The following is an 18057-nucleotide window of genomic DNA, read 5'->3' as shown; positions in this document are numbered from 1 at the left end:
GATTGCCGGACGGCCTGATGCTTACTCGATTTGCGTTGTGCCGTTTAATTTGAAAACAATATTCACCACGAGTCCGGAACCGGGTTTACCTGCCTCATAACGCCATCTACGCATCGCATTTTTCACTTCACGCTCAAACATATTGGCAGGCTGTGCAGACAGGATCTCCACATTTTCAACCCGACCATCCGGCGTTACGTTAAATTTGACCTTTACCCGTCCTTCAATGCGCAGCGCCTGAGCTCGCGCCGGATACTGAGGCTGATTACGGCTTAAAGCGCGTGGACCTGATGGCGCACTGACCACCGGTTTGCTGGTAGTTGCCGGCGCGGTATTGGTCATTGTGCGAGTAGGTGCCGTATTTTCCAGTGGGGAGGCCGGGCGCGGTTCTGCTGGTTTAACATCGCGTTTCGGTTGCTCTTCCACCTTTTTCACCGGTTTTGGCTTCGGTTTAGGCTTGGGCTTCGGTTTTTCAATCACCACCGGTGCCTCTTTTGGTGGCTCTGGAATCGGTTCTGGTTCCGGTTCAGGCTCGACAACGGGTTCCGGCGGCGGCTGAACGGCCTGAGGCGGTTCAAGGTCGGCAGGCGCGACCATCGTGACAGAGATCGGCTGCGCTGGCGCAGGCAGTTCAATAACCTGATGTACCGAGGTATACAGCAAACCAGCCACTACGGCACCATGAATGCCGACAGACAGTAACGTTGGCCAGGGAAAGCGACGAGGTAAATCAAGGGTCATTGAAGTCATAATCGTTTCAGTAAAAAAACCAGGCCCTGATTTTAAATGCAAATAGCAATCATATTCAATAAGCCCGTGGCGGTAACTGACATTTAAAACGCGATTTTATGATAAAAAACCGCTTTCAGAGTATGGCCTTAACATATCAGTTATCTTTCCGTTGCAGTTGTTAGGCCTTTCCAATAACGTTATTAACGACTTTTACCGTTCAAGGAGCTCTACCCGTGCTGTATGTTATTTACGCTCAAGATATTGCAGACTCTCTCGAAAAACGTCTCTCCGTGCGCCCTGCTCATCTGGCTCGCCTGCAACTCCTTCATGACGAAGGTCGTTTGCTCACGGCGGGCCCCATGCCAGCGGTCGATAGTAACGATCCCGGTGCGGCGGGTTTTACCGGCTCGACGGTGATTGCCGAATTTGAATCTTTGGAGGCGGCACAGGCGTGGGCGGAAGCCGATCCGTATGTCGCGGCGGGCGTGTATGCGCAGGTTTCAGTAAAACCGTACAAGAAGGTTTTTTGAATTTAAATAATTAACCTTAAATTCAAATAGATAAACACAAATATTCATCCAAAATCAAATTTAAGGGCGCATTTAGGTACACATTAACCTACGCGCCCTCTCTTTTAGTTACCACCTATACTTTCAGTCTGACATATGGCTGGAGGTTTCTATGTGTGGACGCTTTTCACAGTCGATGACGCGTGAAGACTATCTCGTCCTTCTCGCTGACGAAGTCGAACGAGACATTCCATATGACCCGGAACCGATCGGGCGTTTTAACGTGGCGCCAAGCACCAGAGTTCTGCTTCTGAGCGAACGTGACGAGAAACTCCATCTCGATCCTGTTATCTGGGGATACGCCCCAGGGTGGTGGGATAAACCACCACTAATTAACGCACGCTCTGAAACTGCGGCCACCAGCAGAATGTTTAAGCCTCTGTGGCAACACGGTCGCGCAATTTGCTTTGCTGATGGCTGTTTTGAGTGGAAAAAGGAAGGCGACAAAAAGCAGCCCTTCTTCATTCATCGAGCCGATGGCCAGCCAATATTCATGGCGGCGATCGGCAGCGCACCATTCGAACGTGGAGATGAAGCAGAAGGATTCCTGATAGTGACGGCTGCTGCAAGATATTCACGACAGGCGGCCACTGGTACTGTCACCAGAAGCCGCTCGCGAATGGATGAGGCAGGACGTTGGAGGGAAAGAAGCTGCGGAAATTGCGTACGATGGTTCCGTACCGGCTGATAAATTTATATGGCACGCCGTAACGCGTTCCGTTGGGAATGTGAAAAATCAGGGGCCTCAGTTAATCCAGCCAATATGATGCAGAGTTACCGAGAAAAATAAGATAACTACATGATAATTATTAAATTTTAAACTAGCAGAATGGCAGCGCAACTACCTTTTTGAACTCATTGAATATCAAAACTATGCTTTCAGTTGTTGGGAATGCTTTAATATCGCTCGGGTTATCGAGTCAAAGGTTTATTATAAATGTTTCTGTTCGGTGGCAGTCCCACGAAAAAAAATTAGCGATGGTATAATCGATATCACCAGCCACGTGAGCATGACGATTATGACCTTGGACAAACTAAAAGAAATTTGTGAACTCACCGGAGTCAGCGCCCAAGAACAGAATGTAATTATTAACCTTCTTAACCAACAGCGATTTGACTTTGGTGTTAAGGAGTTGCCAGAAATTAAACCGCTTATATCTTGTGGATGGATCTCGAGAAGGATAAAACCCTTATCAGAACTACAATCAGCTGAGAATTCATGGGATCATTACAAGACAAAAATTAGGCAATGGATTTCCCTGATTGAAAACTACGAAGCATCGCTAACAAAATACCAAAGGATCAAACGTTTCGTGGGAAAGCATAAATGGATTTTGGGTCTAGTCCTGCTCATCATATCTCTAGCAACCCAGAGTACGAAACTTGTTGAGTGGATATTCCAAAAAATATAATTCCATGTTCAATATATACACTTCTGAAATCTCCTATCTCTGTCATGGGGGGTCGGGGTCGGAGGTTCAAATCCTCTCGTGCGACCAAAAATCCTCTAAGAACCAGCCTGTTACGGCTGGTTTTTTTACGCTTGTTTTCTGAGTGGAGAAGCAACGGGGAATAATCGGAGAAAAATCCCCGACATTTAAGCTATTCACATCACCGGGCAGTCATCAAACTCCGCGTTCCTGGCATCATTAATGATGTATGTGATCACCCCGAATATAGCGGGTGCAGAACTGTAACCGTCATCATCTACTGGCAGCGCCTCCCTTCTCCCGTTCTCCAGATTAACCAGGTGGGGCTGAGGATGAGTCCGGTATCGCTTGATCCTGAATTCTCCATCTATCGCGCATATCAGCAGCGAGCCATCACAGGCTGAAAGTGAGGCATCAACAACAAGCAGCGCCCCCTGAATTATCCCTTCCCTGAAATGTGAACGCGATGCACGCATGAAATAAGTCGCTGCGGGCTGGCTGATTAGCTGCTGATCGAGAGAAATTCGTGTTTCAACATAATCTGCCGCAGGTGAAGGAAAGCCCATGGCTATAGTCCTCCGTTTGGATTGAACAGCTGAAAGGTACGGTTCTCGCCTTCCTGCGTTGATACATCGCGGAATGTTGTCACATACCACTCGATCCATTCGTTGGCCTGCTTCATCGTCCAGCTCCAGTTAACCTTGCTCAGTTCCTGGACAAACCGTTGCGTGGTGACGGTCTTCCGGCCATTTGGTTCCTGCTGTATCGAAGCATACCAGGCTATTTCAATATCGCTGCGTCGTGGCATCATCACGCCCTCTCTTGAATACCGGATAAAAACACAGTATAAATACTGTATATCCATCCAGTAAAGAGGCAATAAGCAATGTTCGTGGAACTCGTTTATGACAAAAGGAATTTTGATGGTCTGCCCGGAGCAAAAGATATCATTCTGGGCGAGTTGACCAGGAGGGTTCACCGTATCTTCCCTGATGCTGATGTTCGGGTTAAACCGATGATGACACTGCCGGCGATCAACACCGACGCCAGCAAGCATGAGAAGGAACAGATAAGCCGTACTGTTCAGGAAATGTTTGAAGAGTCTGATATGTGGCTGGTTTCAGATTAAACGCCCTGAACCGTCATATTGCTTAAGTACAATCCACCGTGACTGGCAATCATTCAATACTCGCACTATCGGATGTTCGCCGTAACCACGCTCTTGCATACGGTGTGGTTGCGGCAACCATCATTTTTACACCTGAGCATCCTGCTGATTTTGCTGACGCTCACGTTCTTCTTTTTCCATCGCCTCCCGCATATCCTTCTGTTTCTGATTCCAGATGCTGTTCTGTGGCATCTCAACTCGAACCGAGACAAACTGATCGGCAGGAATATCAACCGGTTCTCCATCGAATACGTTTTTGCGCTCATTACGTGCAAATTCAGGAGCGTTTGGGTGCGTCCGGTGATAGGTTTTAACCAACACGGAGCCATCTGAATTGACAACATAATCGAGCCAGAGCCGAGGCTGTTTGTTTCGATCGACTGGTATTTCGAAACCACCGTCGCAGCCGCCCCAGCTGGCGTCCGCGTTCAGGCCAAGGCAACCAGTTATCAGATATTCCCCAACCGCCTGCCGTGTAACCATCACCCCTTCTGACTCCTCATTGGTTTTTGATCGGCCATCTGCATAAATTTGAATTACTGGCGAGGCCGCTTTTATGAAGCCATTAGCGTCAACCGTAGTATTTTTATCATTATACAACTTCGCAGGATGCGCCCAGGTTCCAGATGCTTGTTTTCGGATAAAAAATGAATTGTACGATGCAGTAAACATCTCCTGATCTTCAATGGTAAACCCAAAGTTATCCCCGTCAGCAGCGCCGTTGCGATGCCGTACTGACATAAACGTGACCCAGGGGCCATCGCTCGTAACAAACAGCGATCCGCATGCGGAAGATTTTGCCCCAGTAATATAATTAACAAACCCAGTCCATCCCCCCGTATTATTCCCGTAATCATCCTGATTAATTCCTATTGCACAACCGCGTTTTCCTCCAGTTCCTCCATATGCGCTTCCCAGGGGAGTGGTCAACCCTGTGAGGCTGCTTATATCTGTATTAGCGCCTTTCTTTGCGTAATTGTCCAACGCTGCAATATCAGCCTTCCCACCCATCGAAGTCGTGATATTTCCTAATACAGTAGAAATCCCACCCCAGGCAGGCCCTGTATAAGAACTGCCATCCGGCAGCCTTACCGTGATATTTCCCGAACCACTGAATACCTGCTGCCAGTTCTGTTTGTCATAGTTCAGCCCGCGCAGTGCTTCTGCGCTCTGAGCCACCAGCGCGGCGGTGACCATATTCAGCGCCACACGGGGTACTGCAGACCAGGCCGCGCCAGATTGTGTTGGCCCGGTAAAATTGCTGACCAGTGTCAACGCTGCACTACTTTCCACGGACTTAACCGGGAGCGTATAGGGAATGCCGCCGACAGTGACAACAATAAAATCTCCGGCCGCCACCTCGGTGGTAAACGCGGTCCCGTTGCCAGCGACCGCAGCAGAGTTATTCGTCAGGGTTAAAGTTCCTGCTGACATGGATATCTCCTGAATTCAGATAATAAAAAACCCGCCGGAGCGAGGTTAGTGATTTGGATAGAAAACAGTCTCTACGAATAAAGTCGCGTATCGATGTAGATATACTGTTTTTTAAATCGAGGTGTGGGGGCCTGCCCGTTAATCTGTTCGCTGTAAATGGAATACCCGCCAACGATGTTGTCATATGCGCGTGCCGTCAGCGTCCCATAAATATAAATCCCAGCTGCAGGATCTAACGGGACCAGGTAATTTGAACTCATACCGGATACTACTGCCGCCGGAAGCCCGACATTAACGTCGTAGTTTGCACCATTGCCATTTCCTGAACCGTTCCACGGGTTATCTACAAAATGAAGCTCAAGCGGCAAACAGTCCGTATTCCAGACCATATCGCCGTTAGCGTTATACACTGCCATTCCAATACCATGCGCAACAGGAACAACGTTTGCGAACACGTAGACATGACCGCCTACCCCATTGCAGTTTAAATTCAGCTTCCATTTCCCATTTGAAGCAACCGGAATAACATAAGCGGCCCCGGTTGCAGAATCGTTACGGATAAATGAAATCACATTTGCCGTGGCTGGGATGTCTGTGGGGATCGTCATATTTCCTGTGAAACGATATACACCGATAAAATTCATCGGTGTGACTTCAGGACTAATAAACAGACTACCGTCTTCACGAAAAATTTTAATACCATAACTCATTTGTACATCACCAATATTGGCTGATTTGCTGATGCGTTAGACCAGGTTACCGTGCCATTGGCAACGGTCGCAGTTGCCGGAGTCTGGCCTTTTGAACCGCTTGGGGTGAATATGTTTTGCGGATCTGCGACCAGAGTTTTTCCTTCAACAACCGGATAAGCCTTTGAGCCTGATGCTGGAGAAGTGATAACGGCAGCAACAAAGGTGGGATTGAATCGCCCCACTAACTCATTCCCCTTAGCGTCGAATAGTTGCACTCCGTAAGCCATAATCTTCCCCTTTACATTGATAGTCTGTCAGCTGTTCAGTTGACTTCCAGCCAGGAAAATATCGTACATGCAGGTTATTAACTGGCCTGAGCCAATACGTCCCATTTTTATCAATGCGGATCTGTTTGATAGAAACTGTCGCAGTACGAAGTTCAGCACCGGCACCTAAATGTGAAGAATATACAGCCGTACAATCGACACTTTTAACACCACTATTTAATGCCTGAAAAATAGAGGCGCAACCGCTAATATTTGCCAACAACAACCCGAAGAGTATTATTTTTGTCATATACCTTCTGTCCGTAGTTATCTATTGTGGTTCTGCCATCACCTGCATTAGAACCATTAATTTCAAACGTTCCGTCTGCTTTCATGATGGTGCCTGTTTTACCCTGAACGTAATTCGATGAGCGCAACTCCCCAATTTTTGCAAGGGTAATGCTGGTATACTGAATAAACGCATCGCTGATAAACACCTGCCCATTAACCACGGCAAAAGGTGAATATTGCGTGGTTCCGCTGCCGCTCATCAGGACAAACTGGTTAGCGTTAAACCCGACGCGAGTGACCACAGGCTTTCCGGCCTCCGCCAGCACCGCAATCGACATCCCGGCGTTATACATTATCCCGTTGATGCGAACACCGGTTTTAAGGGTGTAAATCGCTGAGGCTCCAGTGGCATCCACGACGGCGGTCAGCTTATCTTCCAGCGCCGCGGTCACGCCATTGAACTGCGCCTGCACCTGCGTGGACATTTCCGCCATGGCCTTATCCACATCAGCGATAGTTGTCTTCACCACCAGGATATCAGCGCGGACCTCGCCGTACTGCGCCCACTGATGTTCCACGGTTGCATGGTTGGCCAGCGCGTTCTGCAAAGCGGCTTCCAGGTTGGTATCAATGTCGCCTGTCAGGCGGTCACCGTCCGCAGACGTCAGGAAGTCATCAGCAATATCGCCCAGGTAGTCGTCAGCATTCGCGTTGGATTGGCCACGAATCCAGTCGGTCCAGTCACTCTGATTACCAATGCGATCGACCAGACGAGCCCGGTACCAGAACTCCTGACCAGCCTTCAAACCCAGTTGGGTATATGTGTGTTGAGGATACGGAACTCCTGCGAGCAGCAGAGGATTATCCCCATTACCGTTTGCTGAATACTGCAACTCGGTCTGGAGCGTGTCACCTGTATCAGCCGGGAAGGACCAGTCAACCTGAATACCCCAGTTGATTGCAGTGGTACGAAGTCCAATCGGTTTTGGAACTTCACCGGTGCGGCCGGTAAGATGGGTCAACGCAGAGGTGGCCCAAAGGCTAGACGCTCCCCCAGAGTTAATCGCACGGACGCGCACAAGGTAATCACCGGAAAAAATCCCGGACACTTCTATATTGCGCAGGCCTGTTTCTGGAATATTGATCCACTCATTATCACCACGTTTCCACTGTGCCTGATACGCTACGATATCTGCCTGAGATTTACCGTGTTTATCTAATGGCGCATCCCAACTCGCAACCATGGTAGCGATACGCTGCCCCTGACGAACGGAATCGTAGCTGCTAATTGCGATGTTCGACGGTTGCCCTACCAGGCCTGTCGGTATCAGACTGATCGGTGGCGTATCCAGTCGGGCATTGTTATCAACGGCATCATATTTCGCCCCGTTGTACTCTGCACCGGTGATAATGTAGGTGTTCTCCTCATCGTTAAATGTCAGATTGGTTACACGGAAATACTGGAGGCGCAACTGACCTGCATCGATAACAAAAATGGCATTAGGTAGTGGCTCAGCGGTAAAGGCAGTTGCCAGTATCAGTTGCTGGCCGTTAACCGCCTGAATGGTTCTACTCTCAACGGTACCGCCCTGAGTACGAATCATCAGCGTATCGCCGGCCAATGCGCTTGTTCCCCGATCGGTAGTTACAGATTTTAGCCCGGCATCGTAGTCAGTAATTCGCCCACCATAGACACGGCCAGACAGCCGTTCATCTGCAAACGCAAATACGGTCCCCGGCACATAAGCGAAGCCATCAAGTCCCGTCTGAACAGTGATAATACGGTCCAGAGAGTTAGAGTAGACGGCCCACCCTCCGCGGCGCTGCGCCTCGCTTTCACGCGTGCATCCGATCGCAGTTAGTTGTGTCTGCTTAAACTTGAACTGTTTCACCAGATCAGGAAACATCACTGCCGTTGTGCGATCCTGATAGTGGTTATCCGGATCACTAAAGTTAATCAGCGCAGAGCTATAGCGGTTCTTTTCACTGCCACTGGAGTACGTTGGCTTACCGACAACAGAGGCTCGAGTGAGTATCTGAAGTTTTGACGTATCCGCTGGCATATCAGAGACAACATTGAACATGTTGTTGCCCCAGAACGTCATGCCGTTAAAACCTGCCGCAATATCCTTAATCACCTGCCAGGCATCAGCCTGAGCCTGGATATAAACGTCAAACATAAAGCGAGGCTCGGTACCGCTGCCACCCTTACCATCCGGCACCTTCTGATCGCAGCGCTGGGCAATACGGTACAACTCCCATTTATCGAGCATCGCTGGCGTAACCCTGCGACCCAGTCCGAAGCGCGGCTCAGTAAGAATATCGAACCAAATCCATGCAGGATTATTCGTCCATCCCCATTTGAATGTACCATCCCATGTACCGCCATAAGTGCGTGTAATCGGATCGTAGTTCTGAGGGATGCGGATTACCCGACCTTTAGGTTTACAAGAAATCTTCGGGATATTGCTGAATGACTTAGCATTGAATGACACATACAGTAGTGCGGTATGTGGATAACGGAGACGCGCATCAATCACCTCGGTGATCGCCTGTACCTGCGTTTTGTTCTGGAGCATTTGGCTGGTACTGTCGTCGGTATCGCGCACGACCCGAATCTGCCAGCCTGTGTTCGCTTTCGGGAGGTTAATACGGTGCGTCAACTCATAGAGAGAGCTGAGTTTCTCCGTAACCGTTTTGGTCATTACTGTAGAGTAAGCCCCACCATCAACGGCGAGATCAATATGGTACGTTACAGTAGTGCCGACAATATCCCCATCGTTTTCCTGCTGCTGAAGGCCAGGAATGCCAACTCGTACTAATACGGCGTCGATCTGGGTATTGCTGATAGTTCTAGTCCATGGGGTGACTTTCGTCAGCGATACACCAACCGTAGTTTCGTTCTCGACTGCGGGAAAACCCGGAATCGGTGTCTGGGTCTGTGTGCCCGGTCGAAATTCCCAAGAAACGTTCTCAAAATTCATCGTTCCATCGGCGTTACCGAGCGGTGTACCGTCCAGGAAAATCCGGGTCGCATCCAGACCACCAGCAAACTCACCTTCCCCTAGCGCCAGCAGCATGCGGCAGCGCGCCATTGATTGCGCCGAATCAGGCTGTTCTACGGGCGTATGCTGCTTCTGGCTGCCACCCTTTGCACCAGTAATCGTTGCCATATTGCATCCATAAAAAAGCACCCAATTTGGTGCTAATTGAAAGATAAGGAATCGTCAGATATCTTCGGCGACAATCCCTGCACTGATGATGGCGCCGCCGATCTCTCTTTCTCCGTAAAGGATGGCGACAGGGTTACCCATTGCCAGAGTATTTACTGAACCGCCAAACGCATAAGAGGGTTTGTTATCGGGATCATCGCGGCTTTGTAGTCCTTTGGGCTGGGGCGAAAGCATCTGGTAAATCCCACCAGCCATCATTCCGATACCAGCGGAGACCATCCCCGCGCCAATGACACCTGCTGAACCAAACGTCATGCCCGTAACTACGATGCCCGCCACAACCATGACAGCACCCAATATCGTCTGGAACAAACCCGCTTTTTTTGCCCCTTCCATCACCGGTGCTATGCGAATATCGGTACTTCCAGCCAGGTTCTTAAAATCATCCGCGCCAATGTTGCGCTTGCCGCGAAACACCGCGAACGTCATTCCGTTTTTCTTCGCGTTCATCAGGTAACTTTCCAAACCATCCAGGTTGATACATAACGCCTTCACGGCTTCCGCTGACGTCTGCACCGCCAGTTTATGAACGCGTCCGAACCGGGCGCCCAGCGCGCCATACAGTCGAATGGTGGTTAACCGCGCCATGGCTGAATCTCCTGTGGCAAGTCTTTGTGGCGAACGCAGATCATCGTTCGGTCTTTGAAGTAGCCGTGAGCGTATGGCGTGATGCATGACGGATGGCCGTATAGGTGATGCAGTAACTCACCCTCTTCAGTAATGATTCCCGCATGGTTCCACTTACCGGATTCGACTTGCATGATGACCATGCAGCCGGGCGCAGGATCACATTCAACGAACCCCTCACGTTCCCAGTTTTCGAAGTAGAGATTGTCCGGGTACTGGCTTTCCCACCACGGGTAGTCAACGCGGAAATCGGTCAGCGTAACGCCCTGTGTAGCATGCCAGTCCATTACCAACCCCCAGCAGTCGTGCGAGCCCAGAATGAACGGGCGGCCAATCAGAGGAATGGTATCAGGCGTGATTTCGGCGTATTCGTCGCAATCCGGCGCATAGATGCCCCAGACGACACCTGACTGATTGCACTGCTGCCTATCAAGATCTGAAGCTATTGCACGCGCGCCGTCGCCCGGGTGGGAATGGATGACACAAATAATAGCCCCGGCATCCTCAGCGCTCGCCCAGTGCTCGCCGTCAATGCGGAAATGCTCAGTAGGGTTTTCGTGGCTGTTCGGTACCGGAATGTATCGCTGACGCCGTCCTGTCTGGATGATGAAGCCGCAGCACTCGCGTGGCGATTCCTCCAGAGCATGCCCCCGGATAGCGTTCATTATCGTTTTGTTCATATTGAAGTCCGGTTATCGGGAGAAGAGAACAGTTGCCGGGAATCCACCAAAATCGAGTGTGGCAGTATTGGGTTCAGCCAGGCCCGCACCAAATCGCTTACGGCAATCGCTCAGGCAACCACCGCACACGTCCAGCGCAGGGTCAGCGACCGCATTCCCCTTCGCATCAAAATATGCTGTTCCATTGTAGGTGCAGCCGTCACCACTTCGGTACTGGCCGCGCAGCGCCCACTCGCACAGCGATGTAATTTGACGGGTGGGAATAACCAGGTTCTGCAAATCCGCTGGGCTACTCAACGACCACGTAACCACCTCATCATCTTCTGAGGTTTTGGTGTCCAGCCAGAAGGTCTGGAGCGTGAACATTGTCGGGTCTGCCGTCGGGTTCACGCCGCCTGGGAAGTTAACCGCGTCCAGATAAACGGCGTAGGTGTCGATGATGCTTACCTTCGCGTTAACCATGTCCTTGAACTGGAGACACAACGCAGTGATGTGGCCGTCGAGGTTTGACACGCTGAGCTTTGGCTCGGCGGCCTGGTCGGTCGAGAGAGCGAGGTCAGAAATCTGGAATGGCCAGAAGTCGAAGGTTTTACCATCCCAAAATATGGGCTTTGGTCCAAGTTTAGTCTCATCGCCATTCGCCGCTTCAATCTCGGAAGGTGTATGGGGAAATGGACTGTAGTGAAAACGATGAATACCGCCGCTGAACTCTGAAGCATCCACTTCAACAAGGCGGACTCTGCCACCTGGCGCCAGCATTGCCGCCGTATCAATCAGTGCTGTCATGCTCCACCTCAGGCATAGACGCCATAGGCGCGCTTAATCGTGAAGGTCAGCTCAGCGAATTTGCTGCTGAGTTGGTTCTTTCGCACGGAGTCGGCGACAACGCGGTACAGCCCCTTCTCTTCGCCCGGCGGTGTGATGATGAAAGCCTTAACGGTATGAGCCAGGAGAAAGTCCCGAACGGTATTCACTTCAGAATCAGCGCCCACATGCTTCATCGGTACCTGAATAGCCGTCGAGTTAATGCCGTTCTCGGCTACCTGCTCGTAACCGTCCCCGAACTGCGCAGACCGTATCGTTTGACTGTATTCTACGGCCCCCGCGCCGAGCTGCGAGTGCCAGTTGTAGGTTTCAACTGCCATATTTGCTCCATAAAAAAACCCAGCCGGAGCTGGGTTAAAAGATAGGTTATTTATTTGGCTAATGAAAAATTGACCTGAAACAACGTCATTGAAAAAAGAATTAGTTACTTCACATATATAAAATGATGAAATATGCGACACTCCGTCGATATTTTTATCCATCATAGCTAACCAATTCACAGGGATAGTTTAATGAATATTGTGCATTATGCAGCCATTGGAGCTGTAGCTTTCGTAGTTGTTCTAACGATTTTGGTGATTAACATCATTAAATTAAAATCAGCAAGGGCTGATGCAGCAGAAAAGGCAGCAAAACTTGAGCGCTACGCGACAATCACCAATGCTGAAACAGAAGCTGAACGAATCGCGAACGCAGCTAAGCAAACCGCAGAAGAGTTAATTATTGATTCGCAAAACAACCTTGACGAAGCAAAAGCTGTGGCAACCAAAACTATTGCAGCCAGTGAAAAAGATGCAAAATCTATAACTCAGCGTGCGGAGGATATTCTATCAGATGCTCGTTTAGCAGCTAAGCGAATGAACGCAGAAGCGCTAACTGCTGTAGAAACACAAAGAGTCAAGCGTACAGAAATTGAGAAGCAGATTGATGAGCTGCGCAAATCCTATCGTGAGAAAAAAATTACTTACGATGAGTTGGAAGAAGCGCTATCAATCTATAAAGATGATATGGAATTTGCCGACATGGGGTTCTATGCACCACACTTCGATTTTGAAACATCGGCCAGTTTTCAGGATGCGATCAAGGCATGTCGCGAACGACAAAAAAATCTGCTACGTGACAAAACTGAATTTGGCGCAATACATTGCCCTACTGAATGGACGGTAGGTGGCTCTAAAAGCGAAGGTCGGAAAATGACCACTCGCGGCATTCAGATGACAGCACGTGCATTCAATGGTGAATGTGATGCAGCTATTGCAAACTGTACATTTAAAAACGTTTATCAAATGGAGCAAAGAATTTATAAAGCATTTGATGCCTTGAATAAGATGAATGAGGTTAACCAGATTTACATTAATCGTGCTTTTTTAGATTTGAAGCTAGATGAACTTCGACTTACACATGAATATCGTTTAAAAAAACAAGAAGAAAGAGAAGAACAACGTGAAATCCGCGCTCAGATGGCTGAGGAGAAGCGAGCTCAAGCCGAAATTGATCGTGCACTTCGAGAGGCCGAAGATGAAGAGCGTCGCGCCCAAAAAGCGTTGGATAAAGCCCGTAAAGAAATGGAATCGAAGCTAGCCCAAATGACAGCTGAGCAAGTAGAGAAGCACCAAGCTAAGGTATCCGAACTAGAGCATGCCTTAGAAGAGGCGTTGTTGAAAGGCCAAAAAGCTCTTTCAATGGCTCAGCAAACTAAACGCGGTCATGTGTACGTTATTTCTAATATTGGTTCGTTTGGTGATGATGTTTTTAAAATAGGAATGACGCGTCGACTTGATCCTCAAGATCGAGTGGATGAACTGGGTAGTGCATCAGTTCCATTCCTGTTCGATGTTCATGCAATGATTTTCAGTGAAGATGCCCCAGCAATGGAAAGCATGCTCCATCAGCGTTTCAATGAGCAACGCACTAACCTAGTTAATAAGCGTAAAGAGTTTTTCAATGTAAAATTAAGCGATATTAAAGATGCTGTATTTGAGATTGCAGGAAATGATGTAGATTTTATCGAAACAGCAACTGCTCAGCATTATTATGAAACAAAGGCAATTCGTAAGCAGAAAGCGGATATCATTTCAGTTGTTCCTCAAGAGGAAAAACTACCTAGATTTGCGGACGCATTATAACATTTCAATGACAAATTTAAGGGCGGTTTTTAATCGCCCTTTTATGTTAAAAGTCATTAGTTACATGTTTTTGTAATAGCCGACTTTAGAATCAAAGTCCTGTTTTGCGAGAGGCGTTTGGCTTGTCACATAAGTCTCCCAAGAGCTGTACGCCTCTACGAGCGCGCGCTTTTCTTCTGCATCCTTAGTGCTCGATTTCATTATTTCAAACACTCCAGAAGCATTCTCTTTGCGTTTGTTTTTTCTGTTAGCGCCGCAAGTCGCTATTGCATCGGCTACAGAATCATTCCACCCAACCAACTGCAGGATCTCCATTCTCTTTTGAATCACGAACTGATCCGCAGACGCATTCCGTGCCTGAGTCGACAGGTATTCAGCAAACTCCATTTTGTTCATTGGCACCTTTGAGACTGGCTCAATATTTACGTCACACTTCGAAAGCTCATTATACTTGGCTTGTTTTTGCGCGTTGTTGACTGGAGCATTACCCGCGCACGCAGAAAGAGCCATTGCTAACACCACTGTCGTGAAGACCTTTTTCATTATCATCCCCTGATTAGTATGGTTTTGACATAATAACCAGGGGAGGCATCGGTGTAACCAAGTACGGGTGATATTGCCATATCAGAATTTAAGACGATGCCTATTTTGACTGGAACTGCCTACCAAGGAGGCCATCACTTCGAGTTGCCCTCATAAGGATCTCCGTCACCTTAGTTTCTATTTCCTTCCCTAACGCCCGCGCTGCGGCGTCTCCGTCTCCAGATGTGTTAGATGTTGCATTGCCCTTATTATCGACATAAATATCAATGTTGACCTGCGGCTGGGCTCCACCTCCACCCTGCGCCCTGACACCAAGTCTTCCAGCAGAATCCCGTGTCAGCGGCATGATGGCCTCTTCGCCAGCCTCAGCAAATACTCCGCCTTTGGCGAATTTAGATGCCCCCTGGAAAGTGAAATACTGAGGAGAGTCGTAGACGCCATTCACGTACTTACTGAGGCCCGGAGACTCATAGACTCCGCCTTTTGCGTTCGGGGTGAATGATGGAACAGCGAATGATTGCCCGCCCCCAGCCGAAGTACCAGAGCCACCACTGATCCACCCCATTGCGGCCTGCACTGCATATGCAACCATGAGGCGGTTCGTCACATCAAGGATCATCTTGAGCATGGATTTGCCGAATTCTTTAACTGATGCTTTGCCAGTGGTCATCAGCTCAGTCAGCATGTCGCTCAAGCCGGTCAACGTGGAGCTGGCGACGTTCTTCACGGCGTCATAGGTATTCGTGGCGGCCTCAAGATATTCATTCCAGCCACTAACTGCCCCTGCTTTCCAGTCACCCCGCAGCTTATCCTCTTCGGCGTAGTAGTTACGAAGAGCTGCCAGCTCTTTCTCGTAGCCAGCATCCTCTAGTTTACCACCACCATTGATCCATCCCTGACGAAGCTGCGCCTCTTCATTCATTCTCTGGGCCATGCGACTGCTTAAACCCGACCCGCTACGTAACGCCTCAGATTTTTCAGTCATCTGCGTGACATACTTATTTGCCTGTTGTGCCAGGCCGTTAATCTTCTGTTGTACCTCTACTTCTTTGTTCTTCTGATCCACAACCTTCGCGGCATTCAGAATGGCTTCCCGGCTAGACAGAAGAGATTTCTCCTGTGCGGTGAGGGCTCGGGTTTTCGCGGCCTCGTCCAGTTCCGCAAAACGTGACTGCTGCTTGCCCAGTTCGGTGTTTTTGGCGTGAATATCGCCGGTCTGACGCAGGGTTTCGAGGGTTTCCGTTAAGGTCCTTGCCTGCGCCCGGTAGTTCTCCAGAGTGCGATCGCCAGCATCCAGCGTGGCTTTAGCTGCTTTGGTCTTTTTGGCTGAGTCTTCTGCAAGCTTCGAGACTGCGTCCCTAGACTCGCGACTGGATCCTCCCTCACCTTTAACCGTGGCCCCTCGCGCTTCGGCTTCATAGCTTGCCTGTGCATTAGGCGCAGTGACCCGCTTCCAGAGTTCATCGTAGCGTTTTTTGTTCGCTGCTATCTCTTTGTCAGCTTCCGCCCCGGCCTTTTTCATAGCCTCAACATCCATGCCGAGGAAGTCGGTTATTGCTCCGCCGCCCGGGATTTTCTCAGCCCATCTTGCAATGGTCCCAGTAAACTTGGAATCCAGAGAGGTGATGTTGAGGAATAGGTCCTTTATTGAAGCTTCAACCAGGTTGAAAATATCGATCACCTGATTTCCCCAGGCGCGGACAGTAATCCCGATATCATCAAAGGAGTCAGATGCTGTTTTCTTCAACCACTGCCAGGACTGCCCGATATTGTCGGTGGCCCTGTTGGTCTCTTCTGCGCGCTTTGCCATAACGCCAGCAAACAGGTTGATGGCTTCGTTTACCGCCGCCTGCTCCCCCTTCTGCTTACGCAACTGGATGATGTGTTTCATCATAGCTTCATCGACAAAGCCATATTGTTCATTCAGGCTGGCCAGCCCTTTTACCGGATCGTTGACAATTTTGCCGAAGTCGGACATCGCCGCTTTGGTGTCGTTACCAGCCTTGCCCATCAGGGTGATGGAGGTGGCGATCTGTTTCATCTGGCTGGCGGTATATTTGCCAGTATCGTTCAGCGTAACCAGAGTATCGACAGTGGAGCTGATGGATGTGTTCGTCTTGCCGGCGACCTCTTCAGCAGCCTCATTTAGCTGCTGCATTGAGACGAAGCCAGCGCCGCCCATCATGATGACCGACCGGGCAACCTGGTCGAACTGTTCAGACGAACTGTATGCCGCAGCAGCCAGCAGACCAACTGTGCCGACCAGACCTGCCAGCGCAATCGTGGTTGGGTTAATCATCCCGGCCATGCTGCGGATATATTCGCCAACACCCGACAGCGCCCCCTGAACCGAGCCAAACTGGTCTTTAATCTGCCCTCCCTGCTGGAGCAGAATCAGGAACGGAGACTGCCCACCAGCAAGCTGCGTGGCGATATCGGTAAACTGTGCTGGAAGCGTGCGCATCGCGGCGCTGTACTGGCCGACCGATATACCGGCACGACGCGCCGCTGCTTCCTGTCGGGATAGTGCCTCTGGCAGCACGTCAGCCACGCCAGACAGACGCTCCCGCGTCTGGTTGAGGATTGTATTGAAGTGCTCGAACTGCGCGCCGTTGATGCGCCCAGCTTCGAAATGCGCCACCAGCTGCGCGTGCTGCTCATCCAGTGAGTTGAATGCGCGGATCGTCGGGTCGATAGAGCCCAGCAGGTTCTTCAGCGCAGCGGACTGCTTCTCAGCGGCCTGAGTCGCTGCCAGTTCGGCTTGTGCCCTGGCAGCAGCTTCGCCGGTATCCGTCAGCTTTAGCCGCGTATCGTCGAGGATTTTGTTGTAGTGCTGAAAATCATCGGCATCCAGGAAGCCTTTGGTCTGGAAGTTACGCAGGGCGGCCTGCTGTTCATCCAGCCGGTTAAGCGCCTTGTTTACCGGGTCGATATTCTCCAGCAGGCCTTTCAGCGCCACCTGCTGCTCTTTGATACCTTCGCTGCCCTGCTTCGCAGACTCAGCACCAGCGCGGAATACGCTGTTGAGGTCATCAGCTTTGCCTACGGCACCCGCCGCGGCTTCACCGAGTTTATCCAGTTCATTGCTGGCTGTTTTCAGATCGGATACGTCAGCACGCAATGTGATCGAGGCGATTTGGTCACTCATCAGGCCGTCTCCTTATGCATCACTTTGAGAGCCTCGCTTTCCATGATTCGAATATCAGCCATGCAGGCCGCCGCATCCTCAACCCCGTGCAACTTAAACACCCAGGGGAGAACGTTGTAATCAAGACCGGTCGCACCGCCCGCGCCGACGCGCCATTGGGTCGCCAGTGCGGAGAAGACGGTAAAGGCCTCCCATACGGATGGCAGGATCCCTACCTCTTCCTCCACGTCCTCAGGCGTTAAACCAAAAGCGGCTAACTCCGCGAGCGTCGGTCCCGGTGTATACAACGCTGC

At 50.1% G+C, this 18057-nt stretch carries 17 protein-coding genes and 2 pseudogenes; 6 read left to right on the top strand and 13 right to left on the bottom strand.

Annotated elements, in window-relative coordinates:
* Nucleotides 1-21: 21 nt before the first annotated feature.
* Entirely contained in the window at nt 22-750 is a 729-nt protein-coding gene (tonB, locus tag OGY37_RS17955; protein WP_168150127.1) for a TonB system transport protein TonB, read from the bottom strand.
* Between the two features lie 215 nt (nt 751-965).
* On the opposite strand from tonB, the gene OGY37_RS17950 reads away from it, so the two are divergent.
* The 3 genes and pseudogenes from OGY37_RS17950 to OGY37_RS17940 all read left to right on the top strand — a co-directional run bounded on the left by OGY37_RS17950 (nt 966) and on the right by OGY37_RS17940 (nt 2713).
* Nucleotides 966-1262, top strand: a complete 297-nt coding sequence (locus OGY37_RS17950; RefSeq protein WP_003020675.1) for a YciI family protein — start codon at nt 966-968, stop codon at nt 1260-1262.
* Nucleotides 1263-1413: 151 nt separating this feature from the next.
* Nucleotides 1414-2068 (top strand): annotated as a pseudogene (locus tag OGY37_RS17945) (SOS response-associated peptidase).
* A 243-nt stretch (nt 2069-2311) separates the two neighbouring features.
* Entirely contained in the window at nt 2312-2713 is a 402-nt protein-coding gene (locus OGY37_RS17940; RefSeq protein WP_286621450.1) for a hypothetical protein, read from the top strand.
* 194 nt (nt 2714-2907) lie between these two features.
* Here the strand turns inward: OGY37_RS17940 and OGY37_RS17935 are convergent, their stop codons facing one another.
* Nucleotides 2908-3297, bottom strand: a complete 390-nt coding sequence (locus OGY37_RS17935) for a HumD family translesion DNA polymerase (RefSeq protein WP_097496097.1) — start codon at nt 3295-3297, stop codon at nt 2908-2910.
* Nucleotides 3298-3404: 107 nt separating this feature from the next.
* Here OGY37_RS17935 and OGY37_RS17930 point away from each other — a divergent pair.
* Both OGY37_RS17930 and OGY37_RS17925 read left to right on the top strand, forming a co-directional pair.
* A pseudogene (locus OGY37_RS17930) lies at nt 3405-3524 on the top strand (hypothetical protein); the annotation flags it as partial.
* Between the two features lie 93 nt (nt 3525-3617).
* Nucleotides 3618-3860 (top strand): DinI family protein, encoded by a 243-nt coding sequence (locus OGY37_RS17925; RefSeq protein WP_048220770.1) that lies wholly within the window; start codon nt 3618-3620, stop codon nt 3858-3860.
* Nucleotides 3861-3986: 126 nt separating this feature from the next.
* On the opposite strand, the gene OGY37_RS17920 is transcribed toward OGY37_RS17925, so the two are convergent.
* The 8 genes from OGY37_RS17920 to OGY37_RS17885 form a co-directional block, all read right to left on the bottom strand.
* Entirely contained in the window at nt 3987-5333 is a 1347-nt protein-coding gene (locus OGY37_RS17920; RefSeq protein WP_286621447.1) for a phage tail fiber protein, read from the bottom strand.
* 71 nt (nt 5334-5404) lie between these two features.
* On the bottom strand, nt 5405-6043 hold the full coding sequence (locus tag OGY37_RS17915) for a hypothetical protein (protein WP_286621445.1): 639 nt from the start codon (nt 6041-6043) through the stop codon (nt 5405-5407).
* Complete coding sequence (locus OGY37_RS17910; protein ID WP_286621441.1) at nt 6040-6312, bottom strand: hypothetical protein; 273 nt, start codon at nt 6310-6312, stop codon at nt 6040-6042. The genes OGY37_RS17915 and OGY37_RS17910 overlap by 4 nt, the downstream gene beginning before the upstream one ends.
* Nucleotides 6313-6557: 245 nt before the next feature.
* Entirely contained in the window at nt 6558-9755 is a 3198-nt protein-coding gene (locus OGY37_RS17905) for a TipJ family phage tail tip protein (RefSeq protein ID WP_286621439.1), read from the bottom strand.
* Between the two features lie 54 nt (nt 9756-9809).
* Nucleotides 9810-10403, bottom strand: a complete 594-nt coding sequence (locus OGY37_RS17900) for a tail assembly protein (protein ID WP_279266171.1) — start codon at nt 10401-10403, stop codon at nt 9810-9812.
* Nucleotides 10391-11122 carry a C40 family peptidase gene (locus OGY37_RS17895; protein ID WP_286621436.1) on the bottom strand — a complete coding sequence of 244 codons (732 nt, stop codon included), beginning with the start codon at nt 11120-11122 and terminating at the stop codon, nt 10391-10393. Before OGY37_RS17895 ends, OGY37_RS17900 begins: the two co-directional genes overlap by 13 nt.
* 12 nt (nt 11123-11134) lie before the next feature.
* Nucleotides 11135-11908: a phage minor tail protein L gene (locus OGY37_RS17890; RefSeq protein WP_065944833.1), complete on the bottom strand. Its 774-nt coding sequence runs from the start codon at nt 11906-11908 to the stop codon at nt 11135-11137.
* Nucleotides 11909-11916: 8 nt separating this feature from the next.
* Nucleotides 11917-12432 carry a phage tail protein gene (locus OGY37_RS17885; protein ID WP_286621432.1) on the bottom strand — a complete coding sequence of 172 codons (516 nt, stop codon included), beginning with the start codon at nt 12430-12432 and terminating at the stop codon, nt 11917-11919.
* Nucleotides 12433-12459: 27 nt separating this feature from the next.
* On the opposite strand from OGY37_RS17885, the gene OGY37_RS17880 reads away from it, so the two are divergent.
* Nucleotides 12460-14073 carry an SNIPE associated domain-containing protein gene (locus OGY37_RS17880; RefSeq protein WP_286621429.1) on the top strand — a complete coding sequence of 538 codons (1614 nt, stop codon included), beginning with the start codon at nt 12460-12462 and terminating at the stop codon, nt 14071-14073.
* A gap of 60 nt (nt 14074-14133) precedes the next feature.
* On the opposite strand, the gene OGY37_RS17875 is transcribed toward OGY37_RS17880, so the two are convergent.
* From OGY37_RS17875 to OGY37_RS17865, 3 genes are all read right to left on the bottom strand, one after another.
* Entirely contained in the window at nt 14134-14616 is a 483-nt protein-coding gene (locus tag OGY37_RS17875) for a hypothetical protein (protein WP_047416540.1), read from the bottom strand.
* Between the two features lie 100 nt (nt 14617-14716).
* A complete protein-coding gene (locus OGY37_RS17870) occupies nt 14717-17764 on the bottom strand; it encodes a phage tail tape measure protein (protein ID WP_286621426.1) in 3048 nt (1015 codons plus the stop codon).
* On the bottom strand, nt 17764-18051 hold the full coding sequence (locus tag OGY37_RS17865; protein WP_065944826.1) for a DUF1799 domain-containing protein: 288 nt from the start codon (nt 18049-18051) through the stop codon (nt 17764-17766). The genes OGY37_RS17870 and OGY37_RS17865 overlap by 1 nt, the downstream gene beginning before the upstream one ends.
* Nucleotides 18052-18057 lie beyond the last annotated feature (6 nt).

Origin of the sequence: Citrobacter sp. Cpo030, from assembly GCF_030333005.1 — a bacterium.
GTDB classification, from domain to species: Bacteria; Pseudomonadota; Gammaproteobacteria; order Enterobacterales; family Enterobacteriaceae; genus Citrobacter; species Citrobacter portucalensis.
The sequence above is the reverse complement of the archived record's forward strand: the minus strand, read 5'-3'. Positions and strand labels throughout refer to the sequence as shown.